This is a genomic window from Inhella gelatinilytica, from assembly GCF_016093295.1.
Classification (GTDB): domain Bacteria; phylum Pseudomonadota; class Gammaproteobacteria; order Burkholderiales; family Burkholderiaceae_C; genus Inhella; species Inhella gelatinilytica.
Genome location: NZ_JAEDAL010000005.1, coordinates 220,208 through 234,285 on the forward strand (window position 1 = coordinate 220,208; position 14,078 = coordinate 234,285).

Annotated in this window: 14 protein-coding genes; 11 read left to right on the top strand and 3 right to left on the bottom strand. The window is 63.5% G+C overall.

Annotation, left to right across the window (positions count from 1 at the left end; genetic code table 11):
• The first annotated feature begins 9 nt into the window (after nt 1–9).
• From odhB to I7X43_RS11810, 6 genes are all read left to right on the top strand, one after another.
• Entirely contained in the window at nt 10–1,257 is a 1,248-nt protein-coding gene (gene odhB, locus I7X43_RS11785) for a 2-oxoglutarate dehydrogenase complex dihydrolipoyllysine-residue succinyltransferase (protein ID WP_198101133.1), read from the top strand.
• A gap of 63 nt (nt 1,258–1,320) precedes the next feature.
• A complete protein-coding gene (lpdA, locus tag I7X43_RS11790) occupies nt 1,321–2,754 on the top strand; it encodes a dihydrolipoyl dehydrogenase (RefSeq protein ID WP_198101134.1) in 1,434 nt (477 codons plus the stop codon).
• Between the two features lie 19 nt (nt 2,755–2,773).
• Nucleotides 2,774–3,871 (top strand): cell division protein ZapE, encoded by a 1,098-nt coding sequence (zapE, locus tag I7X43_RS11795; RefSeq protein ID WP_198101135.1) that lies wholly within the window; start codon nt 2,774–2,776, stop codon nt 3,869–3,871.
• A gap of 125 nt (nt 3,872–3,996) precedes the next feature.
• Nucleotides 3,997–4,332 (top strand): hypothetical protein, encoded by a 336-nt coding sequence (locus tag I7X43_RS11800; protein WP_198101136.1) that lies wholly within the window; start codon nt 3,997–3,999, stop codon nt 4,330–4,332.
• 209 nt (nt 4,333–4,541) lie between these two features.
• Nucleotides 4,542–5,192 (top strand): DUF47 domain-containing protein, encoded by a 651-nt coding sequence (locus tag I7X43_RS11805; protein ID WP_198101137.1) that lies wholly within the window; start codon nt 4,542–4,544, stop codon nt 5,190–5,192.
• Nucleotides 5,193–5,213: 21 nt separating this feature from the next.
• On the top strand, nt 5,214–6,224 hold the full coding sequence (locus I7X43_RS11810; protein WP_198101138.1) for an inorganic phosphate transporter: 1,011 nt from the start codon (nt 5,214–5,216) through the stop codon (nt 6,222–6,224).
• Nucleotides 6,225–6,277: 53 nt separating this feature from the next.
• On the opposite strand, the gene I7X43_RS11815 is transcribed toward I7X43_RS11810, so the two are convergent.
• Complete coding sequence (locus I7X43_RS11815; RefSeq protein ID WP_198101139.1) at nt 6,278–7,264, bottom strand: DnaJ-like protein C-terminal domain-containing protein; 987 nt, start codon at nt 7,262–7,264, stop codon at nt 6,278–6,280.
• 159 nt (nt 7,265–7,423) lie between these two features.
• Here I7X43_RS11815 and metG point away from each other — a divergent pair, with 159 nt between their 5' ends.
• Genes metG through I7X43_RS11835 form a run of 4 tightly spaced genes read left to right on the top strand, consistent with a single transcriptional unit; the run spans nt 7,424 to nt 12,254 of the window.
• Nucleotides 7,424–9,469 (top strand): methionine--tRNA ligase, encoded by a 2,046-nt coding sequence (gene metG / locus I7X43_RS11820; protein WP_198101140.1) that lies wholly within the window; start codon nt 7,424–7,426, stop codon nt 9,467–9,469.
• 48 nt (nt 9,470–9,517) lie between these two features.
• Complete coding sequence (locus I7X43_RS11825; protein WP_198101141.1) at nt 9,518–11,182, top strand: SulP family inorganic anion transporter; 1,665 nt, start codon at nt 9,518–9,520, stop codon at nt 11,180–11,182.
• A gap of 9 nt (nt 11,183–11,191) precedes the next feature.
• Nucleotides 11,192–11,395, top strand: coding sequence for a DUF3460 family protein (locus I7X43_RS11830; RefSeq protein ID WP_198101142.1), 204 nt, complete (start codon nt 11,192–11,194; stop codon nt 11,393–11,395).
• Nucleotides 11,388–12,254, top strand: a complete 867-nt coding sequence (locus I7X43_RS11835; RefSeq protein ID WP_375140394.1) for a segregation and condensation protein A — start codon at nt 11,388–11,390, stop codon at nt 12,252–12,254. The genes I7X43_RS11830 and I7X43_RS11835 overlap by 8 nt, the downstream gene beginning before the upstream one ends.
• Here the strand turns inward: I7X43_RS11835 and I7X43_RS11840 are convergent.
• Together I7X43_RS11840 and I7X43_RS11845 are read right to left on the bottom strand one after the other, a co-directional pair.
• Nucleotides 12,236–12,928, bottom strand: a complete 693-nt coding sequence (locus tag I7X43_RS11840; RefSeq protein ID WP_198101143.1) for a response regulator — start codon at nt 12,926–12,928, stop codon at nt 12,236–12,238. The two genes, I7X43_RS11835 and I7X43_RS11840, sit on opposite strands and share 19 nt — an antisense overlap.
• 6 nt (nt 12,929–12,934) lie before the next feature.
• Entirely contained in the window at nt 12,935–13,555 is a 621-nt protein-coding gene (locus I7X43_RS11845; protein ID WP_198101144.1) for an AAA family ATPase, read from the bottom strand.
• Nucleotides 13,556–13,625: 70 nt separating this feature from the next.
• Between I7X43_RS11845 and I7X43_RS11850 the strand changes: the two genes are divergently transcribed.
• Entirely contained in the window at nt 13,626–14,069 is a 444-nt protein-coding gene (locus I7X43_RS11850) for a DUF1841 family protein (protein WP_198101145.1), read from the top strand.
• The last annotated feature ends 9 nt before the right edge of the window (nt 14,070–14,078 follow it).

The following is a 14,078-nucleotide window of genomic DNA, read 5'->3' on the forward strand; positions in this document are numbered from 1 at the left end:
AGAAACACCATGGCAATCGTTGAAGTCAAGGTTCCGCAGCTGTCTGAGTCTGTGGCCGAAGCCACGCTGCTGCAGTGGAAGAAACAACCCGGTGAAGCCGTCGCCATCGACGAAATCCTGATCGAGATCGAAACCGACAAGGTCGTGCTCGAAGTGCCCGCCCCCGCAGCGGGCGTGCTGGCCGCCCACGTGGTGGCCGGCGGCGGTACCGTGGTGAGCGACCAGGTCATCGCCACCATCGACACCGAAGCCAAGGCCGGCGCCGTGGCCGCACCCGCCGCGGCCGCACCGGCTGCTGCCGCACCGGCGGCTGCGCCCGCCACGGCCTCGGCCGCCGGCGTGGCCATGCCCGCGGCCGCCAAGATGATGGCGGACAACGGCCTGACCGCTGTCCCCGGCACCGGCAAAGATGGCCGCATCACCAAGGGTGATGTGATCCATGCCCTGGAAGCCAAGCCCGCAGCCGCGGTGGCAGCACCCGTGCCCGTGGCAGCGGCTCCGGCCGTGGCCAAGCCCCTGCCGGCCGTGGCCGCGCCCGTCAGCACGAAGCTGAGCGACCGTCCGGAGCAGCGCGTGCCCATGAGCCGCCTGCGCGCCCGCGTCGCTGAGCGTCTGCTGCAATCGCAAGCCACCAACGCCATCTTGACCACCTTCAACGAGGTCAACATGGCCCCGGTGATGGAGATGCGCAAGAAGTTCCAAGAGAAGTTCGAGAAGGAACACGGCGTCAAGCTGGGCTTCATGAGCTTCTTCGTCAAGGCCGCCGTGGCTGCGCTGAAGAAGTACCCGGTGCTCAACGCCTCAGTGGACGGCAACGACATCGTCTACCACGGCTACTTCGACATCGGCATCGCCGTCGGCTCGCCGCGCGGCCTGGTGGTCCCCATCATCCGCAACGCCGACCAACTCAGCTTTGCCGAGATCGAGAAGACCATCGCCAGCTTTGGCCAAAAGGCCAAGGACGGCAAGCTCAGCATCGAAGAGCTGTCGGGCGGCACCTTCTCCATCAGCAACGGCGGCACCTTCGGCTCCATGCTGTCGACGCCCATCATCAACCCGCCGCAGTCGGCCATCTTGGGCGTGCACGCCACCAAGGATCGCGCCGTGGTGGAAAACGGCCAGATCGTGATCCGACCGATCAACTACTTGGCGATGAGCTATGACCACCGCATCATCGACGGCCGCGAAGCCGTGCTGGGGCTGGTGACGATGAAGGAAGCGCTGGAAGACCCCGCGCGTCTGCTGTTCGACATCTGATCTAAGACCCATAGAGCGCCGGCACCCCCGCGAGGGCTGCCGGCGTTTGCACAAGGAAACCCCATGAGCACCAAGAACTTCGACGTCGTCGTCATCGGCGGCGGCCCCGGCGGCTACATCGCAGCCATCCGCGCAGCACAACTCGGCTTCAACGTCGCCTGTGTGGACGAGTGGAAGAACGACAAGGGCGGCCCGGCCCCGGGTGGCACCTGTACCAATGTCGGCTGCATTCCCTCCAAGGCCCTGCTGCAGAGCTCGGAGCACTACGAGCACCTGAACCACCACTTTGCCGACCATGGCATCACGGCCGACAACGTGAAGATCGATGTGGCCAAGATGGTGGCGCGCAAGAACACCGTCGTGAAGCAGAACAACGACGGCATCCTGTATCTGTTCAAGAAGAACAAGGTCACCTTCTTCCACGGCCGCGGCAGCTTCGTGGCGGCAAAGGACGGCGGCTACGAATTGAAGGCCGGCGACGAGACGGTATTTGCCAAGCAAGTGGTGCTGGCCACGGGCTCGAACGCCCGCCAACTGCCAGGCGCTGAGTTCGACGAAGACTTGATCCTCTCCAACGACGGCGCCTTGCGTATTGGTGAACAGTCGGGCGCCACGCCCAAGAAGCTGGGCGTCATCGGCTCGGGCGTCATCGGTCTGGAGATGGGCTCGGTCTGGCGCCGCCTGGGTGCCGAAGTGACCATCCTCGAAGCCATGCCCGCTTTCCTCGCCGCTGCAGACGAATCCGTGGCCAAGGAAGCTGCCAAGGTCTTCAAAAAGCAGGGCCTGGACATCCAGCTCGGCGTGAAGATCAGCAAAGTGACCAAGGCCAAGGACAGTGTCACCGTCGCTTACACCGACGCCAAGGGCGCTGAGCAAAGCCTCACGGTGGACAAGCTGATCGTCTCCATCGGCCGCGTGGCCAACACCATCGGTTTGAATGGCGAGGCGGTGGGCCTCGCGCTTGACGAGCGCGGCGCCATCGTGGTGGATGCCGAATGCAAGACCAACCTGCCCGGCGTCTGGGCGGTGGGCGATGTGGTGCGAGGCCCCATGCTCGCGCACAAGGCCGAAGAGGAAGGCGTAGCCGTGGCCGAGCGCATTGCCGGCCAGCACGGACACGTGGACTTCGACATCATCCCTTGGGTCATCTACACCAGCCCCGAAATCGCTTGGGTGGGCAAGACCGAGCAAGCCTTGAAGGCCGAGGGCCGTGCCTACCGCAGCGGCCAGTTTCCCTTCATGGCCAACGGCCGTGCGCGTGCGCTGGGTGACACCACCGGCTTCGTCAAGATGCTGGCCGACGCCAAGACCGACGAGATCCTGGGCGTGCACATCATTGGCCCCTATGCGTCGGAGCTGATCGCCGAGTGCGTGATGGCCATGGCGTTCAAGGCCAGCAGCGAAGACATCGCCCGCATTTGCCACGCCCACCCCTCCTTGAGCGAAAGCACCAAGGAAGCGGCGCTGGCGGTGGACAAGCGCACGCTGAACTTCTGAGCGCGACGGGGCACGGCGGATGAGCACCACCTCGGCCTACCAGGCCGAATTGGCCACGCGGGGTTTCACCGCCGACGCCGCCCAACTGCAGGGCCTTGCAGCCCTGCAGCGCTGCGAAGACGACTGGATCGCCTACAAGGCCCGCCGCAGCAATGCGGTGACCAAACTGCTGGTCAAGCCGCCGATTCCCCGCGGCGTGTACCTGTATGGCGGGGTGGGCCGCGGCAAGAGCTTCCTGATGGACAGCTTCTTCCACGCCGTGCCCCTGACCCGCAAAGTGCGCCTGCACTTTCACGAGTTCATGCGCGAAGTGCACCGAGAGCTGCACGAACTCAAGGGCATTGCCGACCCCATCGACGAACTCTGCCGTCGCATGGCCCGGCGCTACCGCCTGATCTGCTTCGACGAATTCCACGTCGCCGACGTCACCGACGCGATGATCCTGCTGCGCCTGCTCGAAGGCCTGCAAAAGCACCGCATCGGCATGGTAACGACCAGCAATTTCCATCCCGAGAGCCTTTACCCCAACGGGCTGCACCGGGACCGCATCCTGCCCGCCATCGCCCTGTTGAAATCAACGATGGAGATCGTGAATGTGGACGCCGGCATTGATTACCGTCGACGGACCCTGACGGATGCCAAGGTCTACCACTGCCCCCTGAACCCCCAGGCCGAGGTGGCCATGGGCCAGCTATTCGGCCAGTTGGCCGAGGCGCATGACGAGGACCCGCTGCTGCACATCGAGCACCGCGAGATCCGCGCGCGCCGCCGCGCTGGCGGGGTGGTGTGGTTCGACTTCGCCACGCTCTGCGGCGGGCCGCGTTCGCAGAACGACTATCTGGAGCTGGCGACGCAGTTCCACACGATCTTCTTGTCCGATGTGCCCGAGATGCCCATCCGCCTGGCCAGCGAAGCGCGTCGCTTCACCTGGTTGGTGGACGTGCTCTACGACCGCAAGGTCAAGCTGGTGATCAGCGCCGCCGTCGAACCGGAGCGGCTCTATACCGAAGGGCCGTTGGCGCATGAATTTCCGCGCACGGTCAGCCGACTGAGAGAAATGCAGTCGGCGGAATACCTCTCCGAAGCGCGGCGGGAAGTAGAGACCGGGCTGACTTAAGTCACCGATCCGCGCCCCGCGCAATTCGCCCCCCGATTTCTGCAATTCGTCTCGATCGACTGGCGGGATCCAAAGGTTTTAGAAACACTGCGAAAATCCGTTGGGTAACCCGTTGGTAACCGATCATGTCTCTGCCGCGTCTCTTGTCCTTGATCGCCGCTGCTTCGCTCTTGTGGACCACCGCCCCTGCGGCGCAGGCCAGTGAACTGGTGAAACTGGCTCGTTTGATCGTGACCGGCAAACGCAGCCCCACCGTGGCGCCCATCGACACCAAGGGTCCAGCAACCCCTGCGGCGGCGGTCAAAACAGACACCCCAGCAAGCCCAGAGCAACGCGCCACGCCCACGCCAGCCGCCAGCGACGAGTCGTCTGAGCCCAGCCTGGAATCGACGCCTGCGCGCTCAGAACCCCCGCGAACCGACCGTGTGGGCCACGCCCCACAGCGCGCCTCCTTGGGCTAAGCCCAGTCTCCTGTGGTTTTCTAACCCGTCCCAGGGGCAAACGGCACGGAACCCAGCCAAAGGTCGGCGACAATGCGGACCTCGGGTTCTCCCCAGCCTGACTGAAGCGCAGGCTTGCGCCCAGAATCCTCTTCAATTGACGAAACGGCGCCCCGCGCAATCGGGAGCGCCGTTTCGTTACTCGACCTCTCCACTTTCAGGATCTGATCATGTTGTTCGGAAAGCTGCTGCCCCGTGACGGCAATTTCTTCGAGTTGTTCAACCAACACGCCGCCTACACCGTCGAGGCGGCCAAGGCGTTTTCGCAGTTGGTTGCCAACTACAGCAACTTGGAATTGCGTGCCAAGTACAACGAAATGGTCGACAAGGCAGAACATGACGCCGATCGCATCACCCACGAGGTGAACCGGGCGATTCACGTCACCTTCATCACGCCGATTGATCGTGACCAGATCCACGCGCTCATCAACACCATGGACGATGTCGCCGACTTGATTCAAGACTCGGCCGAAACCATGGCGTTGTATGACGTCAAGCACATCACCGAAGAAATCACCCGGTTGGCCGAATTGGGCCAAAAGTGCTGTGAGCGGGTGCAGCACGCAGTCAGCCTCCTGCCCAAAATTGCCGAGCCGGCCACCACCGAAGCCGCCCTGAAGACTTGCGAAGAGATTGACCAACTGGAGGGCGACGCGGATCGGGTGATGCGCATGGCCATGAGCAAGTTGTTCCGCAACGACTCGATCGACGCCAAGGAGCTCATCAAACTCAAGGCGATCTACGAACTGCTCGAGATCATCACGGACCGCTGCGAAGACGTTGCCAACGTCATCGAGGGCATCATTCTCGAAAACAGCTGATCGCGGACCGAGGTTTCTGAGATGGAAACAACGCAAACCGCGCTGTATGTGGTGATCCTGTTGGTCACCCTGGCCCTGCTGTTCGACTTCATGAACGGCTTCCATGACGCCGCGAACTCCATTGCCACGGTCGTCTCCACCGGCGTTCTCAAGCCAGGGCAAGCCGTCGTCTTCGCTGCCTTCTTCAACTTCATCGCCATCGCCGTGGTGCCCATGGCAGTGGCTGCAACGGTGGGAAAAAACACGCTGCTGCCCGGTTTCGCCGACACCCATGTGGTGTTTGGCGCCTTGGTCGGCGCCATCACCTGGAACGTCATCACCTGGTATTACGGCATTCCCAGCAGCTCTTCTCACGCCTTGATTGGCGGTTTGGTGGGAGCGGCGATGGCGAAGTCCGGAACGGCCGCACTGAACTCGGCGGGTTTGCTCAAGACTTTCGCCTTCATTTTTGTGTCGCCAACGCTGGGCTTTGTGCTGGGCTCGCTGCTGATGGTGGCGGTGGCCTGGATCTTTAGGCGCACCCGTCCGACCAAGGTCGACAAGTGGTTCCGGCGCTTGCAGTTGGTGTCGGCCGGTGCGTACAGCCTCGGACACGGCGGCAATGATGCCCAGAAAACCATGGGCATCATTTGGATGCTCCTGATTGCCACGGGACACCTGTCCGGGGCGGAAAAGATGCCCCCCCTGTGGGTGATCGTGTCCTGCTACGTAGCCATTGCCTTGGGGACGATGTTTGGCGGGTGGCGCATCGTAAAGACCATGGGGCAACGCATCACCAAACTCAAGCCCGTGGGCGGGTTCTGTGCTGAAACGGGCGGGGCGATGACACTGGGCATTGCTTCGGTGTTTGGCATTCCCGTGTCCACGACCCACACCATCACCGGCGCCATCGTGGGTGTGGGCTCCACGCGTCGCGCCAGCTCCGTGCGCTGGGGGGTGGCGGGCAGCATCGTCTGGGCCTGGATCTTCACCATCCCCGCGTCCGCCTTTGTGGCAGCCATTTCGTACTGGGTCAGCTTCAAGCTGTTCTGAACTTAACCCCATCGGCTAGGCGCCCAAGCCACCTCGGCCTGGACGCCTTTCTTTTAAGGCAGGTTCAATTCATCGCGTTCCTGGAATTGAATCTCCTGGGTGCGCCCGTCTCGCTCGTACCGAACCCACAGGGTCTTGCGAACACCTGGGGCTGGGTCGCCGCCCAACCAGCTGTTGTGGATCTCCGGCCTTCCCCCGCGATTGAGCATGTGCTGCACCTCTCGGGTCACATCGGACCAGCGCTGATCGGCCCCATAACGCGCCTCCAAGACACGAACTCGGGCGTACCCGCCGCCGCGAGGGGCATCCCCATCACGCTCCCACGGCCTACCGGGGCGCCCTCCTCGTCCCCAGTTACCGGTCGACCATCCCAGGAAGAGGGCGCCTTCGACGTAGCTCCCTTCTGGGTAGTCCATCGTCTGCTCCCGCCCCTGCCCATCCCGGGCATAAATGCGCAACTGCTTTCGCGTCCCGTGGTCGGGATCGTGACCGAAGAGTTCGTTACTCACGCGAAACCGGCGATCGGAGCGTGCCAACTCGCGCAGACGATCGGTTACATCCATATTCGCTCGAGTTGAGCCATAGCGGGCACCCAGAATTTCGTACTGTCCGGCGTCGTCGCGCGGGCGGTCGAATTGATCCCAACCCCGTCCGTCGCGGTTCCAGTCGCGATCCCAGTGGCGATCCCGGTCGCGCCCCCAGTCCTGTCCGGTTCTCCAGCCCGTGAACTGGTGTCCATCCAGCGCATCACGCTCCAAAAACTCAAAGGTCCGCCGATCGCCCCCCCGCCCGACGGCAAAAATTCGCAAAACCTTGCGTTGCCCCGGCACAGGATCAACGCCAAACGCGTCATTCCCCACCACAAAGGTTCGATCCCGCCTGGCCAGTTCTTTGAGGCGCTCGGTCACGTCAACGTTGCGCTCTCGGGTTCCGTACCGTGCCGACAGGATTTGATAGTCCCCATCATCTCCACGATCCGCCCAAGTCGCCCCAGCACCCAGCAATCCACCGATCAAAACCCAGCGACGATTTGTGGCCATAAGCCCTCCAGTTTCGGTGGCACCCTAACGCAAACGGCCACCGTTACGTTGTCAAACGAAGTCACGCCCCCATCAGCCCACCGCCACAGAGTGCCCAACCGGGCACCCGTCCGTAGAATCCCCGATTCCCTTGGCTGGACCCCTATCTACCCGCCCATCATGCCGCGCCGCCAACTCTTCGTCACGACCGCCCTGCCCTACGCCAACGCAAACTTCCACATCGGGCACATCATGGAGTACACCCAGGCCGACATCTGGGTGCGCTTCCAGCGCCTGCAGGGCCATGAGGTGCACTTTGTCTGTGCGGACGATGCCCACGGTGCGCCCATCATGATTGCGGCCGAAAAAGCGGGGCTGACCCCCCAGGCCTTCGTCGCCAACATCGCCGCCGGCCGCAAGCCCTATCTCGATGGTTTCCACATCGGCTTCGACCACTGGCACAGCACCGATGCGCCCGAGAACCACACGCTGAGCCAGGACGTCTACCGCAAGCTGCGGGACGCGGGCCTGATCGAAATCCGCTCCATTGAGCAGTTTTTCGACCCGGCCAAGGGCATGTTCCTGCCTGACCGCTTCATCAAGGGCGAATGCCCCAAGTGCGGCGCCAAGGACCAGTACGGCGACAGCTGCGAGGTGTGTGGCGCGGTGTACGCGCCCACCGAAGTGAAGAACCCCTACAGCGTCCTGAGCGGTGCCACACCGGTGCTGAAGACGTCGGATCACCACTTCTTCAAACTCAGCGATCCGCGCTGCAAGCAATTCCTGGAGCAGTGGACGCACGAGGCCGGGCGCCTGCAGCCCGAGGTGCTGAACAAGATCAAGGAGTGGTTCACCGTTGATGAGGAAGGCAAAGGCGGCCTGGGCGACTGGGACATCAGCCGTGACGCGCCCTACTTCGGCATCGAGATCCCCGACGCGCCGGGCAAGTACTTCTACGTCTGGCTGGACGCGCCCATCGGCTACCTGGCCTCGCTGACGGGCCACTTCGCCAAGCTGGGCCAGGACGTCGACGCCTTCCTGGCCGACCCGGCCACCGAGCAGGTGCACTTCATCGGCAAGGACATCACCTACTTCCACACCTTGTTCTGGCCCGCCATGCTGCACTTCAGCGGCCGCAAGACGCCCGACCGCGTGTACGTGCACGGCTTCCTGACCGTCAACGCGGAGAAGATGAGCAAGAGCCGCGGTACCGGTATCGACCCCCTGCGCTACTTGGAGCTGGGCCTGGACGCCGAATGGCTGCGCTACTACCTGGCCGCCAAGCTCAACGACCGCGTGGAAGACCTGGACTTCAACCCCGAGGACTTCATTGCCCGTGTGAACAGCGACTTGGTGGGCAAGTACATCAACATCGCCAGCCGGGCCGCCGGCTTCTTGGCCAAACGCTTCGAGGGCCGTTTGTCGGCCACCTTGGGCACCGACGGTGATGCCGTCATTACCAAGCTGCAAGCCGCCGCCCCGGGCCTGGCCGCGCTGTACGACGGCCGCGAGTTCGGCAAAGCGCTGCGCGAAATCATGGGCCTGGCCGACGCCGTCAACGAGTACGTAGACGCCCACAAGCCCTGGGAGCTGGCCAAGAAACCCGAGGCCGCCGCCGAGTTGCACGAGGCCTGCAGCACGTGCATCGAGGCCTTCCGCCTGCTGACGCTCTACCTGAAGCCGGTGCTGCCCGCCCTGAGCACGAAGGTGGAGGCCTTTTTGCAGGTGGCGCCATTGACCTGGGCCGATGCTGAAACCCGTCTGGGCGCGCACGCCATCGGCGCCTTCCAGCACCTGATGCAGCGCGTCACCACGGAGCAGGTCGAAGCCCTATTCACCAAGCCCGAGCCGCCCGCCCCCGTGCCCGGTGGTGAACCGATCGCAGCGGAAATCACCATCGACGACTTCGTCAAGCCCGACCTGCGCATCGCCAAGATCGTCAAGGCCGAGCGCGTGGAGGGCTCGACCAAACTGCTGCGCCTGACGCTGGACGCGGGCGAAGGCCGCACGCGCAATGTGTTCTCGGGCATCGCGGGCGCCTACAAGCCGGAAGATTTAGAAGGCAAGCTCACCGTGCTGGTGGCCAACCTGGCCCCGCGCAAGATGAAGTTCGGCGTCAGCGAGGGCATGGTGCTGGCCGCCAGCCACGCCGACGAAAAGGCTGAGCCCGGTGTGTTCGTGCTGGAGCCCCACACCGGCGCCCAGCCGGGCATGCGGGTGCGCTAAGCCGCCCGGCGTCAGCTCCGCGAAGGGCCCCCGCGACACAATGGCCCGATGACCCCACTGCGCTTTCACCCCCGGTTGCTGGACTGCTGGCGTCAAGCCAGTTGGCGCGATGTCGGGGCGGGCCTCACGGTGGGGATCATCGCCCTGCCATTGGCCATGGCGTTTGCGATCGCCAGCGGGCTCAAACCGGAGGCGGGCTTGACCACGGCCATCATTGCCGGGTTCTTGATCTCGCTGCTGGGGGGCTCCAACGTCCAGATCGGCGGTCCCGCCGGCGCATTCATTGTGGTGGTGTACGGCATCGTGGAGCGCCACGGGCTCGGGGGCTTGGCCTTGGCCACTTTTATGGCTGGCCTGTTGTTGGTGGCCATGGGGCTGCTCCGCCTGGGGGCCCTGGTGCGCCAAATACCGATCAGCATCGTCATCGGGTTTACCAATGGCATCGCGGTCCTCATCGCCCTGTCGCAGTTGCGGGATCTGTTGGGGCTGCACCTGACTGAGAAGTTGCCCGCCGATTTCTTCGCGCAAATTCAGGTCTTGGTTCGCCACGCCGGGAGCTGGACCCCAGAAGCCTTGGCGCTGGGTCTGCTGTGTGTGGCCATCTTGGCCCTTTGGCCCCGCCTCACCCGGCTGGCCCCGACAAGAGTCGATGAGCCCCTGCGCACCCGTGCCCTGCAATCGGTCTCGCGGCTGCCGGGCCCCATCGTGGCCTTGGTGGCGCTCAGTAGCCTGGCTTCGTGGCTGCACTGGCCGGTGGAAACCATCGGTTCTCGGTTCGGGCACATTCCCCAAGGCTTCCCCCCGCTGCAGTGGCCCGACCTGAGTTGGGGACAAGCCAAACTGTTGGTCACCCCCACCCTGACGCTGGCCTTCTTGGGAGCCATCGAGTCGCTGCTGTGCGCCCGGGTGGCAGATAAGGCAGCCCCGGACCTGCCACCACACGATCCGAATCAAGAGCTGCTGGCGCAAGGCGTGGCCAACTTGGCCAGTCCGCTGCTGGGTGGCATGCCAGCGACGGGCACCATTGCCCGCACCGTCACCAACATTCGGGCCGGCGCCCGGACGCCCATCGCAGGGCTGGTTCATGCAATCACCGTGGCGGCCATCATGGCGCTTGCGGCCCCCTTGGCGCTTCAAGTGCCGCTGTCCGTCCTGGCGGGCATCTTGCTTTTTATGGCCTGGAACATGGGGGAGTGGCACGAGTTCGCTCGCCTGCGGAACTTTTCCGTTCCCTATCGAACGGTTTTGGTGGGCACCTTCGTACTGACCGTGGTATTTGATCTCACGGTTGCCGTTGAAATTGGGCTCTTGCTGGCATGCGCATTTTTTATCTACCGAATGGGCACCCTGTTTCGGATCGTGCCCATCCAGGACCGGGCCCTGCCACCGGGCGTCCAAGGGTTTGAGCTGTACGGCTCCTTGTTCTTTGGTGCAGCCGGCAAACTCGAAGCCTTGCCGGCGATGGTGAACCCTTCATCCCGACGCGTGGTCTTGGATTTGCATCGCTTGGTGCAGCTGGACACTTCGGGGCTGGACGCTTTGCAGCAGTTGTGGCGCACGCTGGAGCGGCGAGGCGTTGGACTCATCCTGGCCGATGTGAATGAACAGCCGCTTTCTTTGATCCGTCGCAGCGGCTTTGAGTCCGATTTGGGGGCTGAGTCCATCCTGCCCAACCTAGCCGATCCTAAAATCGGCGGTTTTCCCGATCGCTGAGCCCACGCCATGCATTGCTTCTGGAAGCCTTACACGTCCGACACCACGCAACTGATCCAAAGTTTGCGGGCACAGAACCCGAATTTGGAAGCGGAGCAGCGCGCCGGCCGGAATTTGCTGTGGGACCGCAGCCTGGACTTAAAACAGCAGGCAGATTTCAAGACCGCTCGGGTCGCCCAGCAGCCGTACGTGTACCAGTCGCACGGTGAGTGAGGCCGCAGACAAGCTGGTTCTGCCATCCACCGATTCGCTGGCTGTCGCCCCGCCGTTACAGCCCGATGCCGTTGATCAAGTGGCTTTGGCCACCTTGTACGGCGAACCTCTGTTCCAGCTGCCCCAAGACCTGTACATCCCACCGGATGCACTGGAAGTTTTTCTGGAGGCCTTTCAGGGGCCGCTGGACCTGTTGCTGTACCTGATTCGCAAGCAAAACTTCAATATTTTTGAAATTCCGCTGGCGGAGGTCACGACCCAGTACCTTCAGTACGTCGAACAGATTCGCAGCCACAACTTGGAGCTGGCCGCTGAGTATTTGCTCATGGCGGCCATGCTCATTGAGATCAAGTCGCGGCTGCTCCTGCCTGTGCACCGAGCCGACGATGGGCACGAACCTGAAGACCCGCGAGCGGAGTTGGTGCGGCGCCTTCTCGAATACGAGCGGATCAAGCTGGGCGCGGTCAAACTGGACCAATTGCCGCTCTTGGGGCGGGATTTTTGGCGCCCCCAAGTGCGCGCCGACTTCAGTCACGAGCCGCGGTACGAAACCGTGTCACCCGACGATTTGGCCCAGGCCTGGAGAGACCTTCTGGCCCGCGCCAAGCTCCACCAACATCACACCATTACGCGCGAACACCTCAGCGTCCGCGAGTACATGGGCGTGGTGTTGCGTCGCCTGCAAGGCCATCGCTATCTGGGGTTTGAGCAGCTCTTTGATGTCATGCGCGGCCCCCAAGTGCTGGTGGTGACGTTTATCGCCACCCTGGAACTGGCACGTGAGGGCCTGATCGAGCTGACCCAGGCCGAGGCCTTTGCACCGATCTACGTGCGCAGCGCTCAACGTTCGGCCAACTGACTCACCGCCAACACGGCCTGCGTGCGCGTTCGCACGCCCAGTGCGCGGAAGATGGCCTGGACATGGTCTTTCACCGTGTCCGCGGAAATCTTGAGCTCAGACGCAATCAGTTTGTTCGGCTTGCCCATCAGCAAACCCTTGAGCACTTCGTGCTGCCGCGGTGTGATTGGCAGGCTCGTCAAGGCGGGCGCTGAAGGGCGAACGGCACCCACGGGCAAGGCGGGGGGCGGAGGCGGGTCCGGCGGCACCCATTTTTCGCCTGGCTGCGGTGGCGGCACCCCGGTCATGCGCATCGGCGGGACATAGATGCCCCCGCTGACCACGAGTTCCAGGGCCTCTTTCATCAACTCCGGGTGGCTGGTTTTGGGCAAATAGGCCATCGCGCCCTGATCGATGGCCCGTATGACGTCGGCCATGGAGTCCGAGCCCGACATCACCGCAATGGGCACGGCCGGATGGGCTTCGCGCCATTCGTCAAGCAGCGAAAAGCCATCCTCCCCCGGAAGTTGCAAATTCAACAACAGCAACTCCACCGGCGGCGACCCCGCCAAGATCTCACGGGCCGCCGCGGCGGTACCGGCGGCCACCACATCCACCGCCGGCTTGAAGTCCGCCAGCAGGGTTCGAACCGCCAACAAGATCAGCGGATGGTCGTCTACCAAGAGCAGTCGCATGGGCGATTACACCCCCAACCACTGCAGCAGTGGTTGCCACTGCTCCAGATCACGCTCGACCCGGCTCGGCCCCACATCCCACAGGGTCAGGCCACGGGCCGCCAACTGCACATAGTTCTGGGTATCACGAATCGCCGCAATCGGCTCCAGCCCCGCTCCCGCGAGGAACTGCTGCAACTGAAGACTGGACTGTGTCCCTTCCTTTTGACGCACGGACACCAAGCCAATGGCCGGCGGCACCTTGCGCTTGCCCGCCAGTTTCTGCACGGTTCGAACAAACGGCAATGTGGCCTGCGCATCAAACAAACTGGGCTGCAAGGGCACCACAACATGCTGAGCTAAACCCACGGCTTGCTCCAGCAGGCGGCCTTGAAAACCGGCCGGCGTATCTAGCACCACCCACTGGACCCCACTGGGCGGGCGTAGGCGATCTCCTTCGACCGCCCAGCTTTCAATGGTGGGCAAGCCCTCGGGCCGCAACTGCAACCAATGCCGAGCGGACTGCTGCGCGTCGACATCCCCCAACATCACCCGGTGGCCCTGTCGGGCCAAGTAGCCCGCCACATTGCTGGCCACCGTGCTCTTGCCAACACCCCCCTTGGCGTTGGCCACCACGATCACGCCCATAGCGCCCCTCCTGCGTAGCCTTGGATCCTAGGCCCTTTGGTGTGCCCCGGGACCCAGGGACAATGCCGGCATGTACACGCCTTCCCAACTGGACGTCCGCCGTTTCTTTTGCACCACGTATCGCCAGTGGCGGCAGGGGCTCCCGCTCGACCCCATGCAGAAAGTGGCCCAGCCCTGGGTGGCCGCCCATCCCGAGTACTTCCCAGAGCTCGAAGACGAGGCGACGGCGCTCGCCTTGAACTACCGCGTCGAAGACGGGAAGACCAACCCCTTCTTGCACCTGGCCATGCACCTGACGCTGGCGGAGCAACTGTCCATTGATCAGCCTGCGGGGATTCGGCAGGCGGTGGAACTGCTCGCGGCGCGCCTGGGTAGCCTGCATGAAGCCCATCATGTGGCGATGGACGCCTTGGGCGAAATGATTTGGGAAAGCCAGCGCAGCGGCCTGCCCCCCGACGGCCACGCGTACTTGGACCGGGTGCGGCAGCGGGCCACGCGCGACACTGGCGCGTAAATGGGCAGG